A 20,566-nucleotide genomic window follows, 5' to 3' on the forward strand; every position below is an offset into this window, starting at 1 on the left:
GATGCGCGTGCCGGAATCTTGGCAGATGAAAACCCACGCGTCTCTATCTACATGACAGTTGGCGAACATGTGGGTTCAGTTGGTTCAGCCCGAGTGGGTTGATGGATCATCATCTTCTGGCAAGTGCACAATCGGATCATCAACCGGGAGATCAGGTTCTACGTTTTCATCTTGTGCATCGGACTCTGCATTTCCTGAAACCATAGGGCCATCCAACGTTGTCGGGTCGAGAACAGGTGTGTCGCCGGGCGATAACGCGTCAACACCAAGTGCCGACGCATACGGGTTTGCGTGATCAACGCCCGGTGTTTGAGAAGACGCGTCAGGATCTACCCCGCCTCCAATCGCGTCAAGATAGGGGGATGTTGGGGAGTCCTGGCTGGACCCGGCGATCGCCTCGCGCGAATGCTCGGTGGGTTCGTTTTCGGGCGAAGTGCCCTGTGATTGTTCAGCATCGGCAACTTCTGATCGTTGAGCGACAGACGCTTCAACAACGTCGCTCAGGCCGATGATTTCGTCATTGGGATCTTGTGGATCCATGTCCACAGAAACCTCAAATGTAGGCTCATCGTAACTCGGAGCGTCGTGTTGCGAAGGCGTTACTGGCACGATGTCAATACCCAGAAGGGTCGTGTGATCAACGTGGTGACCACTGTGCCCATGCACGCTCTGGACGTTGATATTGACCTGCACCTCTGCATCCGACGTATGCGTTCCATGCTGCAGGATGCGGAACGTGTCGGTGTGGCGCCCGGATGTTGTTCCGCCACCGCCTTGTTTGATCACAGCGGAATCCGCACGATAATTGTATTCGAAATGCCCGTTCTGGGGATTGATGGTCAACGTCCCGTACTGGCCCGGCAAAGAGAGAACTCCGTGGCCTTGACCATTGTCGATCGCCCACCCCCGGAACCGCCGGTCAGAGTGCCCGACAGGTGCGTGGTTCCAGAACCCTGAACCTGCGTTGCCTTGGGAGGTGTTGGCGCCGCAGTTACATCCAAAGTCGCCGTAGTACTGCGAGTTTCATGACCATCCGTTACCGAGATCGTCACTGGGACATCGGTTTGGTTTGCGCCGGATGTGGGGGTGAACACCCAGTTGCCGCCGGTTTGGTGGAAGCTCCCGTATCGCGCGTCGACTTGAATATTTGAAACTGACAGTTGATCACCCTGATCCACGTCGGTCGCGTGAATGGCGGCCAACAGATCTGCAGGCGACCAGGTCTTGTTTGCCCCCGGTTGCGTCGCTCCGAGGTCTCCTGGATGAACAACAGGCCCGTCATTGGTGCCCGTAACGGTAATCACGAGGTTACGCGAGTCGGTATCGGTGCCATCGGTGACGGTTACAGGTATGGTTACCTGTTCGGTCGCGCTTGCCGCCAGGTGCTGGTAAGCTGCATCCTTGGGATCAAAGCTCCAACTACCGTCAGGGTTCAGTGTGAACCCAGCAGGTGCAGCTTGGCCAAGTGAATAGGTTAGCGCATCACCCTTATCCGTGTCCGTTGCCGACATTTGGCCAGACACCGTTGAACCGTCCTCGGTCGCCGAAGCCGTCGCCGCACTCAGAACAGGCGCGTCGTTGGTGCCGTGAATCGTCACGGTCAGCGTATGCTGCGTGCCATCGATGCTGGTGATGGTCAGCGTATCTGTCAGCGGCGGGCTCGAGGTACCCAGCCCCTGAACAGCCGCCTGGCTATTGTCGGCCGTGTAGGTCCAATTCCCGTTCGCATCCAGCGTGAAACTGCCGTAAGTGCCCGCGCCAGCCGTTCCAGCTACAGGGGTAAAGGCAGCTTCGCCCGCATCCGGGTCGGTGATGGTGAGCGTGCCGGACGTGGAGATACGGGCCAGCGAAGTATGGTGGCCGGGGCCGACGTCCTCGGTCACGTGGCCAGTGTCAACACCCGCGATCCGCGCGGAATCGTTCGTTCCAGTAACGGTGATGACAAGGTTGCGGGTATCCGTCGCACCGGCCTTGTCGGCGACCGTAACGGCAATGGTCACATCTCGCGTCTGGCCGTCTGGGATGTTCTGATAGGCTGCACCCGTGGGATCGAAACTCCACGACCCGTCCTGGTTCATCGTGAACCCGTCAACAGGTTGAGCGATCGAGAAGCGCTGCGTGTCGCCGGTATCTACGTCAGTCGCTGACATCCGACCCGTAACGCGCTGGCCATCCTCCGTTGCGTATGCGGTCGAAGCGCTCAGCACTGGGGCATCATTGGTGCCTCGGGCGAAGATCTCGACATGTTGCATTGCCTTCGAACCGTCGGTCGACACCGCTTCAATATCGAAGCCCATTGCATGCCGCTGGCCCGCGCGCATGTTTTGCACCGCGTTGTTATCCAGAGCAAAAGCCCAATGCCCGGATGCGTCTACCGTAAAGGTGCCATAGGCATTCGTTGTCGTCTGCGGCGTGAAGGACACGCTGTCGTGCGTGTCGGTATCATGCGCTTGCAGCTGACCGCTCACTTGCGTCTTGCTGTCCTCGACGACTTCGCCCAGCCAACCGGCAGTCGAGGCAGGCGTATCGATGACCACACCGTCTTCATGGCCTTGAATCGTAACCGAGATTGGAACCCGCGTACCATCCTGAGTAACCAGAACCGCCGTTTCCCCCAGGTTTTCGCCAGCCTTCAAACCCTGGATGGCCGGGTTCCCATTGTCGGCGAAATACATCCACTTATCGTGCCCATCCGTGCCATGGGTTGTATGGAAAGAGCCATATGTACCTTGGATGGTCGAGGCGAAATTCGCAGGAAGCTGGTGCAATACGCCGCCCACTTCGATCGCGACGACCTGTCCTTCGCCCGTGTCGGGGTCCGTGACATCCAAATTGTGCCAGGCGGTTTCAAGTCTACCGGACCTACTGAGCTGGTCTTCGGTTATGCTGCCAGTCGTTGATCCCGAATAGACGGCAGCGTCATTGGTGCCTGTGACGGTAATCACGAGGTTCTGCGTGTCGGTGTCGGTGCCATCTGTGACGGTGACGGGGATGGTGACCTGTTCGGTCGCGCCTGCCGCGAGGTGCTGATAGGCCGCATCGGTCGGGTCAAAGCTCCAGGAGCCATCTGCGTTCAGCGCAAAGCCCGCAGGGGCCGCCTGGCCGAGTGAATAGGCCAGCGTGTCGCCCGTATCAACATCCGTCGCCGACATCTGTCCCGAGACCGCGCTGCCGTCCTCGGTCGCCGAGGCCGTCGCAGCACTCAAAACTGGCGCGTCATTCGTCCCGTGGATCGTAATCTGGATCTGGTGCGTGGTGCCGTCCGCCGAGCGAACACGATACGTGGCATGCCCCTCCTGTCCGGCAGCCAACTGCTGAACGGCAGGGTTGCTGTTGTCCGTGACATAGCTCCAACTGCCACTGGAATCGATATGCAGGTTGCCGCCAAAGGGATCCGAGATCGCGTGCTCCCCGAACTGGCTGTACTGGAAGTGTTCCTGCGAAGGGCCGTCGGGATCGCTCACTGTCAGCAGCCCGCTGATCACGATACGTCCTTTGACATGATCTTCTGTCGCAGAGCCGGTGTCGGTGCCGCCGATGATTGCGGCATCACTGACGGCGGCAAGCGAGGTCGTTGCACCGGTGTGGGTGACGCCGCCATGGGCGTCCTTGACGTCATAAGTAAAGTGGACCGCGCCGTTGTAGTCGCGGGCGGGCGTGAAGGTGAAGGTGCCGTCCGGGTTGGCGCGGACCGAGCCATGATCGACCCGCAGCGCCGCTATGGTGAGTTTGCCTGCATCATTGGCATCCACCTCGACTGTGTTGGCCAACAACTGCGCCTTGGTCAGGTTTTGCGCGGTGTCCTCGGTGCCGCGCGCAAGCGTGACCTCGGACGCACAATATGGGGCATCATTGCTGCCGTGGATCGTGATCGTGATGTCATGCGCTGTGCCGTCCTTGGAATAGACGGTTATCGTGTCCGTCAGGGTCTGGTTTTCGCCAAGCTGGTCGATCGCTGTGCCCCGCGTGGTCGGACGACCTCCGACGACGGCCGTATGACCGGCGTCCGCGTAGTAGATCCATTCGCCATTGGGACGGAGCAGCAGGTCACCATAGGTGCCGTGATACTGATAGGCCGGGCCCTTGGGGTCGAACGCAGCCTCGCCCGCATCCGGGTCGATTATTGTCAGTTGCCCCGACGCTCCAAGGCTGGCCCGCCCCAGCGTTGCAATCCCCGGCGCGTGCTGGTCGGGCGACAAGTCCTGTCCCGCCGTGTTTTCCGTGACATCACCGGTATCGACACCCCCGATGATGGCCGCGTCTCCAACAGCCGTCAATGTCAGGCTGGCGCTCTGCGCGACCGTCCCGCCATGCCCGTCGGTGACCGCGTAGCTGAGGACGACCGGCCCGTTGTAGTTCGGATCCGGCGTGAAGGTGAAGCCATTGGCCGCGTCGCCCGTGATCACTCCGTGGCTGGCGCTCAGCCCGGTGACCGAGAGCTGATCGCCCGTGTCCACATCCGTGGCATGTTCCAGCAGCTGCGTCGCCGTGATCTGAACCGGCTTGTCCTCCGTGCCGCCGGGCAGCGTGACCGGACCGCTGACGGCCGGGCCGTCATTGGTGCCTGTGACGGTAATCACGAGGTTCTGCGTGTCGGTGTCGGTGCCATCTGTGACGGTGACCGGGATGGTGACCTGTTCGGTCGCGCCTGCCGCGAGGTGCTGATAGGCCGCGTCGGTCGGGTCAAAGCGCCAACTGCCATCTGCGTTCAGCGCAAACCCCGCAGGGGCCGCACTGGCCGAGTGAATAGGCCAGCGTGTCGCCCATATCCACATCCGTCGCCGACATCTGTCCCGAGACCGCGCTGCCGTCCTCGGTCGCCGAGGCCGTTGCCGCACTCAGAACAGGTGCGTCATTCGTTCCGTGAATGGTGATTTGAATCTGGTGCGTCGTCCCGTCTGCGGAGCGGATCGTCGTTGTGTCTGTCGCTGTCTGACCTGCACCAAGCTGCTGAACTGCCTGCAGTCGATTATCGATATAATAGATGAAATTGCCGTCTCTCTGCAGCACGACATGCCCACCAAGGTGTGAGTTGTAACCGATCCCCTGATATGTCTGCGAGCCAATATTAGGATCGAAAGACGCTTCGCCCGGGTCGGGATCCGTAATGTCCAGCTTGCCATAGACCTGTAGTTCGTAGTGCGTGTTGATATAACCACGGTCCTCCGTCACCGAAGGTATTTTGACGTCCGTGATGATCGCGGGATCCCCAACGGCTGCGAGCGTCAGGCTTGCGGTTTGCGCCACCGAACCTCCATGTCCATCTGTGACGGTGTAGCTCAGGCTGACTGGACCGTTATAGTTGGCGTTCGGCGTGAAGGTGTAGCCATGTGCCGCGTCGCCCGTGATCGTGCCGTGGCTGGCTGTCAGGCCGGTGACTGAGAGCTGATCGCCCGTGTCCACATCCGTGCCATGTTCCAGCAGCTGCATCGCCGTAATCTGAACCGCTTTGTCTTCGGTCCCGCCGGGCAGCGTGACCGGACCGCTGACGGCAGGCCCGTCATTGGTGCCTGTGACGGTAATCACGAGGTTCTGCGTGTCGGTGTCGGTGCCATCTGTGACGGTGACGGGGATGGTGACCTGTTCGGTCGCGCCTGCGGTCAGGTGCTGATAGGCAGCATCGGTCGGGTCAAAGCTCCACGAGCCATCCGCGTTCAGCCTGAACCCTGCAGGTGCGGCCTGCCCAAGTGAATAGGCCAGCGTGTCGCCCGTATCCACATCTGTCGCTGACATCTGACCCGTAACCGAAGAGCCGTCCTCTGTCGCCGAGGCCGTAGACGCACTCAGAACAGGCGCGTCATTGGTGCCGTGGATGGTGATCTGGATCTGGTGCGTGGTGCCATCCGCCGAGCGAACACGATACGTGGCATGCCCTTCCTGACCGGCTGCCAACTGCTGAACGGCAGGGTTGCTGTTGTCCGTGACATAACTCCAGCTGCCACTGGAATCGATATGGAGGTTGCCGCCAAACGGATCCGAGATCGCGTGCTCTCCGAATTGGCTGTACTGGAAGTGTTCCTGCGAAGGGCCGTCGGGATCGCTCACTGTCAGCAGCCCGCTGATCACGATACGTCCTTTGACATGATCCTCTGTCGCAGAGCCGGTGTCGGTGCCGCCGATGATTGCGGCATCGCTGACGGCGGCAAGCGTGGTCGTGGCACCGGTGTGGGTGACGCCGCCATGGGCGTCCTTGACGTCATAGGTAAAGTGGACCGCGCCATTGTAATCGCGGGCGGGCGTGAACGTATAGGTGCCATCGCCATTGTCCCGGATCGAGCCGTGATCGGCGCGCAGCCCTGCGATGGACAGCTTGCCTGCATCATTGGCGTCCACTTCGACCGTGTTGGCCAACAGCTGTGCCTTGGTCAGGGTTTGCGCGGTGTCCTCGGTGCCGGGGGCAAGCGCGACCTCGGATGCACAATACGGGGCATCGTTGCTGCCGTGGATCGTGATTGTGATGTCATGCGCCGTGCCGTCTTTTGAATAGACGGTGATCGTGTCCGTGAGCGTTTGCCCTTCGCCCAACTGGTCGATCGCACTGCCGCGCGTGGTGGGGCGACCGTCGAAGAAGCGCGCGTTCCCGGCATCGGCAGAATAGAACCATGTGCCATCTGCCCGAAGATTTAAGTCGCCATACGTCCCGTGGTAGGTAAACCCGAGCCCATGCGTATCGAGACGCAGCTTCACCGGCGTCTGGGTCAATAATCGTCAGCTGACCGCTTGCGTTCAGTGTTTCCGTTCCCAGCACTCCGATGCCCGGCTGATGCTGATCAGGAGACTTGTCCACTCCAGCAGTGTTTTCCGTGACATCACCGGTATCCACACCGCCAATGATGGCCTTGTCGTCGGTGCCGTTGATGGTGACGGTGATCTGTTTGGTGGTGCCGTCGACGGTTGAGACGGTGAGGGTGTCGGTGATCTGGTCGCCGGTCTTGAGCGCCTGGACAGCGGGTTGTCCGTTGTCCAGCGTGTAGCTCCAGGTGCCATCGGGCTGCACCGTGAAGGCGCCATGGGCGCCTGCCGCGCCGGTCTGGGGCACAAAGCTCGCCTGGCCCGCATCCGGGTCAGTCACATCGAGCTTGCCGCCGGTCGCGGTGAGCTTGTCCTCTGTCACGGCGCCCACGGCGGTGCCCGAGATAGCGGCCTTGTCGTCGGTGCCGTTGATGGTGACCGTGATCTGTTTGGTGGTGCCGTCGACGGTCGAGACGGTCAGCGTATCGGTCAGCTGCTCGCCGGATTTCAGACCCTGGACAGCGGGTTGTCCGTTGTCGAGCGTGTAGCTCCAGGTGCCATCGGGCTGCACGCTAAAGGCGCCATGGGCGCCCGCCGCGCCGGTCTGCGGCACAAAGCTCGCCTGCCCCGCATCCGAGTCAGTCACATCGAGCTTGCCGCCGGTCGCGGTGAGCTTGTCCTCTGTCACGGCGCCCACGGCGGTGCCCGAGATAGCGGCCTTGTCGTCGGTGCCGTTGATGGTGACCGTGATCTGTTTGGTGGTGCCGTCGACGGTCGAGACGGTCAGCGTATCGGTCAGCTGCTCGCCGGATTTCAGACCCTGAACAGCAGGCTGGCTGTTGTCCAGCGTGTAGCTCCAGGTGCCATCGGGCTGCACCGTGAAGGCGCCATGGGCGCCTGCCGCGCCGGTCTGCGGCACAAAGCTCGCCTGCCCCGCATCCGGGTCAGTCACATCGAGCTTGCCGCCGGTCGCGGTGAGCTTGTCCTCTGTCACGGCGCCCACGGCGGTGCCCGAGATAGCGGCCTTGTCGTCGGTGCCGTTGATGGTGACCGTGATCTGTTTGGTGGTGCCGTCGACGGTCGAGACGGTCAGCGTATCGGTCAGCTGCTCGCCGGATTTCAGACCCTGAACAGCAGGCTGGCTGTTGTCCAGCGTGTAGCTCCAGGTGCCATCGGGCTGCACCGTGAAGGCGCCATGGGCGCCTGCCGCGCCGGTCTGGGGCACAAAGCTCGCCTGGCCCGCATCCGGGTCAGTCACATCGAGCTTGCCGCCGGTCGCGGTGAGCTTGTCCTCTGTCACGGCGCCCACGGCGGTGCCCGAGATAGCGGCCTTGTCGTCGGTGCCGTTGATGGTGACCGTGATCTGTTTGGTGGTGCCGTCGACGGTCGAGACGGTCAGCGTATCGGTCAGCTGCTCGCCGGATTTCAGACCCTGGACAGCGGGTTGTCCGTTGTCGAGCGTGTAGCTCCAGGTGCCATCGGGCTGCACGCTAAAGGCGCCATGGGCGCCCGCCGCGCCGGTCTGCGGCACAAAGCTCGCCTGCCCCGCATCCGAGTCAGTCACATCGAGCTTGCCGCCGGTCGCGGTGAGCTTGTCCTCTGTCACGGCGCCCACGGCGGTGCCCGAGATAGCGGCCTTGTCGTCGGTGCCGTTGATGGTGACCGTGATCTGTTTGGTGGTGCCGTCGACGGTCGAGACGGTCAGCGTATCGGTCAGCTGCTCGCCGGATTTCAGACCCTGAACAGCAGGCTGGCTGTTGTCCAGCGTGTAGCTCCAGGTGCCATCGGGCTGCACCGTGAAGGCGCCATGGGCGCCTGCCGCGCCGGTCTGCGGCACAAAGCTCGCCTGCCCCGCATCCGGGTCAGTCACATCGAGCTTGCCGCCGGTCGCGGTGAGCTTGTCCTCTGTCACGGCGCCCACGGCGGTGCCCGAGATCGCGGCCTTGTCGTCGGTGCCGTTGATGGTGACCGTGATCTGTTTGGTGGTGCCGTCGACGGTCGAGACGGTCAGCGTATCGGTCAGCTGCTCGCCGGATTTCAGACCCTGGACAGCGGGTTGTCCGTTGTCGAGCGTGTAGCTCCAGGTGCCATCGGGCTGCACGCTAAAGGCGCCATGGGCGCCCGCCGCGCCGGTCTGCGGCACAAAGCTCGCCTGCCCCGCATCCGGGTCAGTCACATCGAGCTTGCCGCCGGTCGCGGTCAGCTTGTCTTCGGTCACGGCGCCCACGGCGGTGCCCGAGATCGCGGCCTTGTCGTCGGTGCCGTTGATGGTGACCGTGATCTGTTTGGTGGTGCCGTCGACGGTCGAGACGGTCAGCGTATCGGTCAGCTGCTCGCCGGATTTCAGACCACTGGACAGCGGGTTGTCCGTTGTCGAGCGTGTAGCTCCAGGTGCCATCGGGCTGCACGCTAAAGGCGCCATGGGCGCCCGCCGCGCCGGTCTGCGGCACAAAGCTCGCCTGCCCCGCATCCGGGTCAGTCACATCGAGCTTGCCGCCGGTCGCGGTCAGCTTGTCTTCGGTCACGGCGCCCACGGCGGTGCCCGAGATCGCGGCCTTGTCGTCGGTGCCGTTGATGGTGACGGTGATCTGTTTGGTGGTGCCGTCGACGGTTGAGACGGTGAGGGTGTCGGTGATCTGGTCGCCGGTCTTCAGCGCCTGGACAGCAGGCTGGCTGTTGTCCAGCGTGTAGCTCCAGGTGCCATCGGGCTGCACCGTGAAGGCGCCATGGGCGCCTGCCGCGCCGGTCTGCGGCACAAAGCTCGCCTGCCCCGCATCCGGGTCAGTCACATCGAGCTTGCCGCCGGTCGCGGTGAGCTTGTCCTCTGTCACGGCGCCCACGGCGGTGCCCGAGATCGCGGCCTTGTCGTCGGTGCCGTTGATGGTGACGGTGATCTGTTTGGTGGTGCCGTCGACGGTTGAGACGGTGAGGGTGTCGGTGATCTGGTCGCCGGTCTTCAGCGCCTGAACAGCAGGCTGGCTGTTGTCCAGCGTGTAGCTCCAGGTGCCATCGGGCTGCACCGTGAAGGCGCCATGGGCGCCTGCCGCGCCGGTCTGCGGCACAAAGCTCGCCTGCCCCGCATCCGAGTCAGTCACATCGAGCTTGCCGCCGGTCGCGGTGAGCTTGTCCTCTGTCACGGCGCCCACGGCGGTGCCCGAGATAGCGGCCTTGTCGTCGGTGCCGTTGATGGTGACCGTGATCTGTTTGGTGGTGCCGTCGACGGTCGAGACGGTCAGCGTATCGGTCAGCTGCTCGCCGGATTTCAGACCCTGAACAGCAGGCTGGCTGTTGTCCAGCGTGTAGCTCCAGGTGCCATCGGGCTGCACCGTGAAGGCGCCATGGGCGCCTGCCGCGCCGGTCTGGGGCACAAAGCTCGCCTGGCCCGCATCCGGGTCGGTCACATCCAGCTTGCCACCCGTGCTCTGCGTCTTGTCCTCTGTCACCGCGCCCTGAGAGACTCCAACAATGATCGCTTGATCGTTGGTGCCCATCACGTTGACAACCAGTTGGTGGCTCGTGCCATCCACGCTGTGTATTGTGAAGGTTTCACGCTCTCTCTGTCCAAAAATCAGTGCCTGAACTGAGGCCGAGGCGTTGTTAAGCTTGTAGATCCAATGACCTGACTGATCGATCTGCAGGTGACCGTATATGCCGGTCAACGAAGTGGTATGAAAACGTGACTCTCCTGGGTCCGGGTCGACAATTGTCAGTGTGCCGGACACCGTAACGACAAGATCTTCTGTTGTCGTTACGGTATCTGTTCCCGAGATCTCGCGCGGCATCTGGTTGTGGCAATACATTGTAAGGCAACTGAACCTGTGCCGATTGACCACTCGGATCCACAACGGTTGCTGTGAGGTGCCCTGATCCAAACCAGTCTGTAGGTGGCGTCATCGTCAGGTTCTTCAGGTCGGTGCCGGGGCTGAGAATCCATGTTCCGTTGGGGCTGGCGTGCCCATGGTTCATGATCGTTCCGGGGGCAAACCACCGATTGTAACGGTTGATCCTCCCGGTGTGTTGTTACCGTTCACTACGGAAAGTAGGACCGGTACGGGGTTGCCCTCTTTGCCACTTGGAATGAGCCCGGCGATCGCAGGTCCATTAGGCTGACCACCCGTTACGACATGGTTCGGCGTCTGTCCCGATAAATGACCGCCACCGCCCGTTGGCACAGCGGGAATGATCGCGTGCCCAACATTCGTCCCAGTGCCCAGGCTTGGTAAAGCGTGGGTGAAACCTGAAAGGTCTGAGCCTGTTGTTTGGGTTTGAGCAAGAGGCAACGGCGTCAAACCGGATGTGGCCAACCAGTCAGATACGGATTGCGCACCCGGGCGCCCCGGCTCGGAATGCAATTCAGACAGACCGACGCCCAAATGGCGTGCTAGGGCTGGTGCGGACACCATCAACTGACGGTCGCCTCGGGTGGCGCCTATTTGCTCTAAGTCGTCCAGCGCGGTGTGAGTATCTTCGGCTTCAACATCTGGCAGATCGCTCGTGTCAGTCACAACCCAAGCAAAAATCTCTTCAGACAGTTCGTCCCTAGGATCCGTGGCTGAGCGAGAAGTTTTGGATTTGCTTGGATTCTGATCGGACATAGCGTTCTTCCTCACCGCTCGGTCAATGCAAGATCGAGATTGGTGTAGATGGGCTTCCAGACATATTGAAACACGGTCTTGGCACCGGTCTTGATATCGGCTTCGCCAGTCATTCCCGCGATCAATGTTAGGCCGTCATCGACATCCCGGAAATGGTCGTTTTCCAATTGCACCAAGACTTCATAGAAGGCTGTGCCTCGCTCATCGACTGCTGTTGTTGGTGATACTTCCTCGACCGTCCCGGGCAAAGCGCCAAAGCGGCTGTAATCGAAGCTGTCGATCTTCAATCGAACTGGTTGTCCGACCGACACAAAGCCGACATCGCGCGGCGACAAGCGACCGATGAAACGAAAACCGCCATCGGCAGGGACGACAGTGACAACCATGCCGCCCGGATCGATGACATCGCCAATTGTGTCGTCTGGGATGGACTGGATAACGCCGGCAATCGGCGACCGAATCTCTGTTTCCGCGACACGACTCTTCAGTCCAGCTGCTTCGGCCTGCAGTGCTCGCCGTTGAGCATCCGCCTCTGCAATTCGGCTCCGCGCCTTTGCATACTCATCCAATTCGACTCGTGTCAGCGATGCCTGAAGCTCTGAAATCTCAGCCTCGGCAATGGTTTTGCGTCCGGCAAGTTGTGCAAGGTCAAAACGGTACTGAGCTTCCTGTTCGCGCAGTTCCGCGAGCTTCGCGCGTGCGCTCAGGCCCCGATCCAAAAGGTCCTGTTGCACGGCACGCTCCTCCTGAGCGACAGCTATCTGTTGAATGAGTTGGGGGCGTTCCTCATCGATGGCTGCAATCTCGGCGCGCTTTTCTTCAATTTGAGATCGGATCACTGAGTGTTCGGCACGAATAAACGCACGAGTAGCCGCCAGCGCAGCCGTCTCGCGTTCCACGAGATCATTCCAGTTCTCGGCATGGATCGAGAAATCTGGTTCACGCCCCTCCGCCAACGCTAAAAGCCGCTCGATTTCAAGCGACAGCCCCGCAATACGCGCTTCGGCGGCCAAAAGCGCCGACTTTGCTTCAGTTTGATCCAGAATCGCCACGATCTCGTTCGCCTCAACCATCTGACCGCGCGTGACCCGCAACTCGGCTAACTGACCTCCATGCCGGCTTTCAACTCTCTTAACTTGAGCTAAGGGTTCTATCTCCCCTCGCGCCTTAGAGATCTCGTCAATGGGCGTGTAAACCATCCAGATCACCAGCGCCGTCACCCCTAGCAGTATGACAATTGCGGCCCGACGCATCCAAACAAAAGTCGACGTGTCGTAAAGGTCGAAAGGTTGGTTTTCGCGATCTTCACCCATCGGTATTCTCCTCCGTCGAAGCTTCTGTCTTTGGCTGTTCAGTCTGAACGGGCCCGCAATAGACGACATTGCCAGCGTCAAGAACGATGGCAACATCGGCGCTTGCCGCGAGTTCCATGTCGTGTGTCGCAAGAACGACAGTAGCCTTGCCGCGTGTTTCTTCGATAAAATCCAGGATATTGGACTGTGCATCCTTGCCGGTCGCGGCGAGTGGATCATCGAGAACGAAGAATGTGCTGTCGTATCCGATGATCGCAGACCAAGCTGTATGTTCCAAATTGGCCTCGGCTACAAACCCGACCCCATGTTTTACTCTGTTTTGATCGAGCCAAATACCGTTGTCAGAGCCGAGGTAGGCGCATCGTGCGTCGATTTCGTCTGGATCATACTGAGACATCTGGCGGCCGTTCAGCGTCAAGTGGCCCGATTGCGGTCGGAGATGTCCTGCGATGAGCTGAAGCAAAGTAGATTTGCCGGATCCATTTGGTCCCATGACGACGACGACGCTCCCTGGCGCCACATCGAAACTAACGCCTGTAACTGCGGGTGGTTGACCGGCTTCATAACGGTAGAACAGACCTTGCGCAGCAACGGCAGGCGCTTTCGGTTCGAGTGCGATCTGGAGGTGGGCCTCTTGACCAATCGTAGGCGCACGCAACTGTTTCTCAAGAGAGTGCCAGCCATTGCGGATTGACTTGAGACGCGGAATAGCAAGGAACAGCGATTGTGCAGGGCCAGTTATGCGCCACGTTAACAACATGGTTCCGATCAGAGTTCCGGGAGATAAATCTCCTTTAAGCGCGAGGTCGATACCGACGACCAAAGTCACGAGTGCGGTCCCGGAGCCGAGCGTGGTAGCGACTGCAGACTGGGATCCGATCCTAGTCATGGAGTGGTGCGTTTCGCGCGCACTTGACCGCAAAGTTGCATCGAACCGCCGAATCCACTGTTCTCCAAGTCCGGCACGTTGAATGGCGCCATTCGCATCGAGCAGTTCCCCGATCATTTGCGTGCGTCTCGTGGATTGTCGGACGGCAAACGGATCCTTGCTGCTGGTTCCGGCGTTCATCAAAAGACCCAAACCCAAAAACAGCACGAGATAAATTGCTGGAATGAGCGCCATGCCCCCTCCGACGATCACTAGGGCGACAAATGTCAGCAAGATAAAGGGTGCATCATAGATCGCCGCGATGTTAGGCGAGGCGAACAGATCAGCCGCGCGCTCACCTTGCCGAACCTTCGCTATAATAGTACTGCCAGAATTCCCCACGGCATTTGACGCAGGAGAGCGCAGAGCTTTGCTTAGCAAGCAATGTTGCTATCTGTCCTGAAAGCGAGGCGTATTCTGTGGCGGCAAGCCCAGACCGCACGCGGCGCATCGCCAGCATCGTGCTCAGAACAATCACCGCACCGGACAATAGGGCCGGAAGCGAATTGGCGGCACCTCCCCCAACACCCGATCATACACTGCCATTGTAAAGAAAGGTACAGCAAGGGCGCATAGGTTTATGACCAATGACTGCCACGCTACATGGACGAAAGCGCGACGTGCGCGCAATGAGATATTGGCGTAGGTGACTTTTGTGGCTTCGGATTCGGGAAGCATGCGAAGAAAAAGGATCGGCCCCTTTGGCAAACGCATCTGTCGCGGCCTGTCATTCTCAGGAAATGAGACGAGCTCCTTATCCTTTCGCACCAGCGCGGCCCAGTTTTTGCCGTCCCATGCGATCAATGCACCATCATGTCCGTCGTTCCAGGTTCCAGGAACGCCCTTATGGATCGAAGCGTGAACCCCGATCAGGTTGCAGGCGCGCGCCATGTCGGAAAGAGAAGAGGAAGACCCACCAAACGCGGCGTTTATCACCTCGTCAGAGTGCCGCCCGTCGAGAAAGGTAAGTACGGATTGGAGGAAACCGATGGCGTCAGGCATTATTCGACCCCCTCGATCCAGTTTAGTGGGTCTTCGAGGCGGCGGGCATCTTTCAGGCCATCGCGGAGAACATTCGAGGATGTTTGTATCAGGATCTTGACCTCGTCCGAGAAAGACAGAAGGAATTCAGAAAGTTTCTGCACCGCTTCGACATCCAAAGAGGCCTCAGGGGCCTCAAGAATGACCAGTTCGGGTTTGCCGACAAAGGCTTGAACGATTGCTGCGCGCTTGGCTCCGCCATCCGGAAGTGGTTTACCCGAAGACATCAGTTCCGTGTCGTAGCCGTGAGGAAGTCGACAAACGATGTTGTCCAGTCCAATGTGCCGTGAGAGTATCGACGCCTCCTCCTCAAGATCACTGTCAAGACGGGACAAGCAGCCCATCAGTCGACCAATCAACAGCCGCGGGCGGGCGCCTACGACACGGACAGCATCCGTGTACGCAAGTTTACGCGACAAGTGATTAACGATGACTTCCAACTTTTCAGGGGCTGACTGATGCGGCGACGCTTCAAAAACCCAGATGCCGCCACCGGTCGCGTACAAGAAACCTGCGGTATCGTTTGTCAGCGGTTTCCCGACTTCTCCACTGCGATTAAGGATGGACTTCGATTGCTTTGCGGCGACGGCTGCAGGCTGGGCACGCAGGACTGTTGCAGCAACGCCGACAAGTTGGGAGGCCGCCCTGGAACCCAGCAAAGTGCAGGCTGCGAGGCCACCAGTCGTCATCTGCCCCGTAAGCACCTCTCCGGCTCCCAACCAGACTACACCGACAGTCGTGATCAGCGCGCCACTCTGAAGCATGTCCATCTGAAAGCTGCTGATGTTCTGGATCGTTCTTTTTGCCTTGGACTGTTCTGCGCTCGCGCGAGCCAAACGCGAAAATGTCGCGCCGAGGCTGTTCAAGGTCGTCGTGTTTGAAGACGCATTCGCAAGTGCAGTGATACCGGCCTCAAACTGCGCGCTAGACTGCATTTCTTGTACTAGTGCCGATCGATTGCGCGTTGCAACTATGAGGAATGTGATCACCGAAACAGCGGCGACCATTAGGGGGCGGCTACAACAACCCCACCAAGATATGCAATCAAAGCGAGAAAAACGATTGTAAATGGGGCGTCAAACTTCGCAAGCATTGTTTGACCAACATTCACATCCCGCGCTTTGGGAGGCGTAGAGGCGAGAAGAAGAGCTTCCTCTTGGCTGTGGTTCCCCTGAAGCAATTGCACGACGGTTTGAGACCAGAGCCTATGCTCTTCCAGCGCTGACCATCGGGCTAAAATCCCGGACCTGACGTATCGGAGCAGCCCAGAGAGCAACAACGCCACAACAACAGCCGAGAAAATAACTATGGCCGATCCGGCTGATTGATTTGGTAAGATCCGATCGTAAACTTGAAGGAGAGCTAGCGGAAGTGCCAATGCAAGCGCGTTGATTCCAACGGAAAGAAGGCTCACAAAAAGGCGCGAGCTTGCGGTCATCGTGGGAGCACTAGTGGATTTATTTTCTCGATGTGTCGCGTCGATGCTCATCCATGTCCTTCTCAAAAAATTTTAGATATTCAGCTTTACTAAAGAAAAACTAACACAGCGTGAAAGTGAATCAACTCAAAGGCTCAATTAGATAAAGACGGCTTGAGACAAGGTACGTCAGGAAAGTTTCTTGGAGCGAGCCCTTTCGCGGCTTCTTGTTTGCGGTTCGCCTTTGCATGCGGGCAATCCCTGAACAATTCACTTTCGATGGCAGCCAGATCTTTTGCGCGTGCCATTCCACCGTCACTCGGGACTCGAGGCTTGCTTTAAGTTAGTCTGATGTCATTTCTGATTTCGACTACTTCGAGCCTTTGCCAATGCCGCCCCTATCCGCGATTGAGATTCCCAGTGAGGAAGAGCTGACAGAGATCGCGAAGGGTAGCCTTCAAGTTCCAGCCAAGCACATCCGCTTCTTTGTGCAATCCGTTCAGGTCATCGCGCATACACTTTCGGCTTTTCAGAAGCGCGGCATACCCCTTAACGAAGCGATCAAGAGAACAAAAACCGCTCTGAGCGATACAATTGCAAACTTGCGTGATGCCCGGACCGCGTTTTCGTCCGAAGTGGACCTCATTCGATACTTTTCGGACGAAGATCTTTCGAGCAATTTAGCTATCCTCTTAAGCATTCCCGGCATGGAGATATTGACCGGTCAAAATACTGGTTTCTGGATTGACGAACGGGAGTTGGAGCTCGCAATCAAGCGGTCCCGTGACGGCGGTGCTCAGTGGATTCTCTCGGAGGTTCAGCGGGCCGCAAGGCAAGCCATGGCCGAAAACCCAACTCTACCAATCACAAACTTCTTGGGGCTCCTCATCAAGCACCTGGAAGCGCAAGATGCGCTGATCGGCCCAGTGCCAATAGGCAAACCGCCCAATCAAGCACGGCAATATGCGCTCACTCAACTTTCGCACACCTTTGAAAGAGTTTACGAGGCCAAGCCGACATCAACGTCGGCAGGTATGTTCTGCAATATGTGTGAACTGGTTTTCGAGAGTATTGGCATGAGCACCACTGGTCTGGACACCGCAATTACTCGCCACCTGGCTAATTGATCAATGGTGGGACCGTCCAAACTTCATAGTCATTAGTCGAGCAAATCCTCATCGACTAACGACTACAGAGATCACGGAAGCAGGCACTAAAAAGTGTCCATGACGGACACTTCACGCCACAAGGTTACCAAACCGAACACGGAACGCTCTCAGCCTTCCTTGGAAGCTTTGGTACGCGTTCTTGCAGGTTCTGCGGCAAGACAGTTTGTGTCCGAGTTGGAACGTGGACGGGGCACAGATGGTCTTGAAGGCACACTCTCCGTCAAATCGGAGAACCCAGAATGACAGAAGCACAGTTTGACACAATGTTGACCGTGTCCATGGTTGCAGATCGCATGCGCGTCTCAGAACGCACCGTGTTTCGCTGGATAAAAGTCGGTCGCCTGAAGGCTTTTCAGGTGGGGAGGGTCCTTCGGATTCCCGAGGCTGAACTGATCGATTTCATCGACGAACGCACCAGCTTTTAGGGTCTTGGCTGAAGGTTTCTTCGATCAATTTTTGTGTATATTTTTCAAAATATTGTCACCTATAGTGTAAACTATATCTGCATTGTCTGATTGTTGATTAATGCCTAGTTATCACTATTTTCAACCTGGGACGCTGGGAGACAACCAAATGCAAGATCTGTCAACTTCTGTCACTCCGTTGACCACATTAGAAGATGTGATCAACCGGCTCGACTGCATGGACGAGATTTCGAAAGGCGATGCTCGGGAGATGGCATCTGCGGTCCGCAAGGTTGCGTCCTTCCCAGCACCTGCCCACATCTGCTGTGACAATAGACATCGGGAACCTAAGGCAGGTTTTGGAGACTGTGCAACCGCGCCGTTTCAACATAACGGCTCGCAGGCTCGGCAACATCCGCTCCCTCTTCGTCAGAGCCCTGATGGTGGCAGGCGCACCCGTGGAGCCATTGCGCCTGAGCGCACAACTATCTCCATGTTGGGCCGAATTGGCGCGGCTGCTGACAACCCCGAATGACAAGCAAGCGCTGGCCCGGTTTTCGCAGTGGTGCTCTCTGCGTGGAATTGAACCAGAAGACGTGAGCGACAATACGGTCACGCAGTACCGAGAAGCTTTGCTCAATCGGAGCTTCGTCAAGAATGGCGAGAAGCACGTCCAGAACCTCGTGCGAGCCTGGAACAGATCGGTCGGCGCAATAGAAGAATGGCCAGAGTCTGCTCTGACAGTTGTATCGCGGCGTGAAGTCTTTCTTCTTCCCGAGACAACTTTCCCACGCAGTTTCGTCGCGGATCTCGACAAGTGGTGCGAGCGGCTCGCAGGCGCTGACCTCTTCGAAGAACAGCCGTTCAAAACGCTACGCCCAGTGAGCGTCAAATCGCAGCGGGAACACATTCTACGCTGCGCGTCCGCTTTGGTGCACGAAGGCATCCTCCCTGAACACATCATCGATTTGGCATTTCTGGTCACCCCCGAGAACACAAAAGCTATTCTCAAGTGGTTTCTTGCACGCAACGGCGGAAAGCCCTCTCAGCAAACCCATCACGTCAGTGGAGTCTTGCTGTCCATCGCGCGTCATTGGGTGCAACTTGAAGACGCGGAACTTTCCAAAATCGTGGCAATGTGCAGCAAGTGCCGGGTAAAATCGGAAGGGATGACCAAAAAAACCGGGATACGATCCGACTGTTCGATGATGAGATCCTGGTTCGAGAGTTGCTGTTTCTGCCCGACAGATTGATGAGGCGCGCTTTGAACAAACCCAGCGTTAGCAAGCGTGACGCCTACCTGGCATCGCAGGCTCTGGCTATTGGTCTTTTGCTGAATGCTCCCATCCGGATCGAGAACCTGGCGAACATCAATATTGACCGCCATATCATACGTCTGGGCAAAGGGCGGAATCAGTCGGTGTCGCTTTCCTTTCCCGCTGACGAGGTCAAAAATGGCCTGGAGATTGAGCTGCCGCTGGCACCCGAGACGATTGGGCTTCTTGATGCCTACTTGTCCAAGGCTTGGCCGGTTCTCGCGTCAGCAGGTTGCCGTGACCTCTTTCCGGGTCGACATGGATCGAAGCGTTCAAAAGTCGGGCTCGGCATGGCAATCGCCAAGACGACTGAGCGGGAACTCGGCGTTCGTGTCAGCCCCCACCAGTTCCGCCATATCACTGGTTATCTCTTTCTCAAGCAATGCCCCGGCGATTATGAGACAGTTCGCGTCCTTTTGGGCCACAAGTCGCTGCAGACGACAATCCAGTTTTATGCCGGCATGGAGATTTCTGCCGCTGCCAAGCGGTTTGATGAAGTGGTGCTTTCGCCGGTTCGCAAGGGAAGGAAGGCGTTCCGATGACACGCAAACGTAAACTCCCGCGCTGCGTACCTGTCATGGAATGGCCAGAGAAAGATCGCGAGGCTTGGGCATTTGCCCTTCGACCTGAAGACATCTTCGATGGCAGCGGATCCGCAGCTCACCTACGTGCACCCTCGGTGAAGTCCATTGAGCAAGCCGTTGGCCGTTTCCTCGGATGGCTAGAAGATGTGGAGCTTCGCAAAGCTACCGAAGTCCCACATAGCACCACGATTGGCACCTTGCGTAGTTATGTTGGCTGGCTGAAAGGACGAGTTGCTCCTTTCACGGTCGTGGGCCAAGTCAGGGACCTTCACGAGTATCTTCGCTTTGCCTGGCCAAACGTTGATCGCTCGCACGTCAAACGAGCGGAGCGCTCTCTTTCTTGGAAAGCGAAGCCAACAAAGGATAAGCGCGCGAGGCTGAGGCCCAGCGAAGATCTGGTCCTGTTGGGCGAGGAACTCATGTCACGAGCTACAACCCTAAAAGGAGGAGATCCAAGGTTGCCATTGGCGCAATATCGCGACGGGCTGGCGATCGCATTGCTGGCACTTCGACCTCTCCGCATTCGCGCCTTCGGTTCGATACAGTTGCAGGAACACTTGGTCCAGGTCGGCGAAGAATGGAAGATTGTCATCCCAACCGAGTTGTCGAAGACCCATCGTCCATGGGAGGCCAATGTTCCTACACGGCTGGTTCCAGCATTGATGCACTATCTGGGAAAGATAAGGCCACAACTGCTTGAACTCCAGGGTCGCTGGCATAGCGCACCGGGCCGGGCGCTTTGGATATCAATTGATGGTTCTGCCCTAAAGCCCAGGGCACTCGGCGAAGCCATAACCAAACGCACGGCCCAAGCCTTTGGCCAAGCAATCTCCCCACACTATTTTCGGGACAGCGCCGCAACGACACTTGCCTACGACAGCCCCAAGAACGTGAGACTGGCTACTCCCCTGCTCGGCCACACCAACCCTAAGACGACCGAGAAGCACTACAATCAAGCCAGTCAGGTAGAAGCCGGGCGTAAGTTGAACGGTGCAATGTATTCGCTGCGCAAGCGTCTGGCGTGACACATTCCCATCAAGTTTCAAGGGAGCCTAGCCACAACCGGC

At 58.5% G+C, this 20,566-nt stretch carries 13 protein-coding genes and 2 pseudogenes; 4 read left to right on the forward strand and 11 right to left on the reverse strand.

The features are described from left to right. Window positions 1-84 precede the first annotated feature (84 nt). The 11 genes and pseudogenes from ACZ1HE_RS21815 to ACZ1HE_RS21865 all read right to left on the reverse strand — a co-directional run bounded on the left by ACZ1HE_RS21815 (window position 85) and on the right by ACZ1HE_RS21865 (window position 16,098). A complete protein-coding gene (locus ACZ1HE_RS21815; protein WP_472624245.1) occupies window positions 85-843 on the reverse strand; it encodes a hypothetical protein in 759 nt (252 codons plus the stop codon). Next, window positions 840-4,775 carry a VCBS domain-containing protein gene (locus ACZ1HE_RS21820; protein ID WP_472624247.1) on the reverse strand — a complete coding sequence of 1,312 codons (3,936 nt, stop codon included), beginning with the start codon at window positions 4,773-4,775 and terminating at the stop codon, window positions 840-842. The genes ACZ1HE_RS21815 and ACZ1HE_RS21820 overlap by 4 nt, the downstream gene beginning before the upstream one ends. Continuing rightward, a complete protein-coding gene (locus ACZ1HE_RS21825) occupies window positions 4,684-6,687 on the reverse strand; it encodes a VCBS domain-containing protein (protein ID WP_472624249.1) in 2,004 nt (667 codons plus the stop codon). The genes ACZ1HE_RS21820 and ACZ1HE_RS21825 overlap by 92 nt, the downstream gene beginning before the upstream one ends. Before the next feature lie 118 nt (window positions 6,688-6,805). Further along, window positions 6,806-9,202: pseudogene (locus tag ACZ1HE_RS21830) on the reverse strand (VCBS domain-containing protein); the annotation flags it as partial. Continuing rightward, window positions 9,144-10,532: pseudogene (locus ACZ1HE_RS21835) on the reverse strand (VCBS domain-containing protein); the annotation flags it as partial. The pseudogenes ACZ1HE_RS21835 and ACZ1HE_RS21830, both read right to left, overlap by 59 nt. Window positions 10,533-10,694: 162 nt before the next feature. Then, entirely contained in the window at window positions 10,695-11,327 is a 633-nt protein-coding gene (locus tag ACZ1HE_RS21840) for a hypothetical protein (RefSeq protein WP_472624251.1), read from the reverse strand. Between the two features lie 11 nt (window positions 11,328-11,338). Next, window positions 11,339-12,736 carry an HlyD family type I secretion periplasmic adaptor subunit gene (locus tag ACZ1HE_RS21845; RefSeq protein WP_472624253.1) on the reverse strand — a complete coding sequence of 466 codons (1,398 nt, stop codon included), beginning with the start codon at window positions 12,734-12,736 and terminating at the stop codon, window positions 11,339-11,341. Next, the gene (locus tag ACZ1HE_RS21850) at window positions 12,633-13,910 is read right to left on the reverse strand and encodes an ATP-binding cassette domain-containing protein (RefSeq protein WP_472624255.1); all 1,278 of its coding nucleotides are present in this window, start codon (window positions 13,908-13,910) and stop codon (window positions 12,633-12,635) included. The genes ACZ1HE_RS21845 and ACZ1HE_RS21850 overlap by 104 nt, the downstream gene beginning before the upstream one ends. A 132-nt stretch (window positions 13,911-14,042) precedes the next feature. Then, on the reverse strand, window positions 14,043-14,570 hold the full coding sequence (locus tag ACZ1HE_RS21855; RefSeq protein ID WP_472624257.1) for a hypothetical protein: 528 nt from the start codon (window positions 14,568-14,570) through the stop codon (window positions 14,043-14,045). Beyond that, entirely contained in the window at window positions 14,570-15,544 is a 975-nt protein-coding gene (locus ACZ1HE_RS21860) for an ATP-binding cassette domain-containing protein (RefSeq protein WP_472624259.1), read from the reverse strand. The genes ACZ1HE_RS21855 and ACZ1HE_RS21860 overlap by 1 nt, the downstream gene beginning before the upstream one ends. Window positions 15,545-15,615: 71 nt before the next feature. Then, window positions 15,616-16,098 (reverse strand): 6TM ABC transporter family protein, encoded by a 483-nt coding sequence (locus tag ACZ1HE_RS21865; RefSeq protein WP_472624261.1) that lies wholly within the window; start codon window positions 16,096-16,098, stop codon window positions 15,616-15,618. 317 nt (window positions 16,099-16,415) lie between these two features. Here ACZ1HE_RS21865 and ACZ1HE_RS21870 point away from each other — a divergent pair, with 317 nt between their 5' ends. The 4 genes from ACZ1HE_RS21870 (at window position 16,416) to ACZ1HE_RS21885 (ending at window position 20,524) form a co-directional block, all read left to right on the forward strand. Continuing rightward, window positions 16,416-17,153 (forward strand): hypothetical protein, encoded by a 738-nt coding sequence (locus ACZ1HE_RS21870; protein WP_472624263.1) that lies wholly within the window; start codon window positions 16,416-16,418, stop codon window positions 17,151-17,153. Window positions 17,154-17,434: 281 nt separating this feature from the next. After that, complete coding sequence (locus ACZ1HE_RS21875; RefSeq protein WP_472624265.1) at window positions 17,435-17,620, forward strand: helix-turn-helix domain-containing protein; 186 nt, start codon at window positions 17,435-17,437, stop codon at window positions 17,618-17,620. A 1,126-nt stretch (window positions 17,621-18,746) separates the two neighbouring features. After that, window positions 18,747-19,457 carry a tyrosine-type recombinase/integrase gene (locus ACZ1HE_RS21880; RefSeq protein ID WP_472624267.1) on the forward strand — a complete coding sequence of 237 codons (711 nt, stop codon included), beginning with the start codon at window positions 18,747-18,749 and terminating at the stop codon, window positions 19,455-19,457. Continuing rightward, a complete protein-coding gene (locus tag ACZ1HE_RS21885; protein WP_472624269.1) occupies window positions 19,454-20,524 on the forward strand; it encodes a tyrosine-type recombinase/integrase in 1,071 nt (356 codons plus the stop codon). Before ACZ1HE_RS21880 ends, ACZ1HE_RS21885 begins: the two co-directional genes overlap by 4 nt. Window positions 20,525-20,566 lie beyond the last annotated feature (42 nt).

Source organism: Falsiruegeria sp. JB4-1 (assembly GCF_055693495.1).

Excerpts from the sequence above, each read along its gene's own strand:
- ACZ1HE_RS21845 (WP_472624253.1), bottom strand. The coding sequence starts at position 12,736 with ATGTTGCCATCGTTCTTGACGCTGGCAATGTCGTCTATTGCGGGCCCG.
- ACZ1HE_RS21870 (WP_472624263.1), top strand. The coding sequence starts at position 16,416 with ATGCCGCCCCTATCCGCGATTGAGATTCCCAGTGAGGAAGAGCTGACA.
- ACZ1HE_RS21885 (WP_472624269.1), top strand. The coding sequence starts at position 19,454 with ATGACACGCAAACGTAAACTCCCGCGCTGCGTACCTGTCATGGAATGG.
- ACZ1HE_RS21875 (WP_472624265.1), top strand. The coding sequence starts at position 17,435 with ATGACAGAAGCACAGTTTGACACAATGTTGACCGTGTCCATGGTTGCA.
- ACZ1HE_RS21820 (WP_472624247.1), bottom strand. The coding sequence starts at position 4,775 with ATGTGGATATGGGCGACACGCTGGCCTATTCACTCGGCCAGTGCGGCC.
- ACZ1HE_RS21840 (WP_472624251.1), bottom strand. The coding sequence starts at position 11,327 with ATGTCCGATCAGAATCCAAGCAAATCCAAAACTTCTCGCTCAGCCACG.
- ACZ1HE_RS21860 (WP_472624259.1), bottom strand. The coding sequence starts at position 15,544 with ATGCAGTCTAGCGCGCAGTTTGAGGCCGGTATCACTGCACTTGCGAAT.
- ACZ1HE_RS21865 (WP_472624261.1), bottom strand. The coding sequence starts at position 16,098 with ATGAGCATCGACGCGACACATCGAGAAAATAAATCCACTAGTGCTCCC.
- ACZ1HE_RS21855 (WP_472624257.1), bottom strand. The coding sequence starts at position 14,570 with ATGCCTGACGCCATCGGTTTCCTCCAATCCGTACTTACCTTTCTCGAC.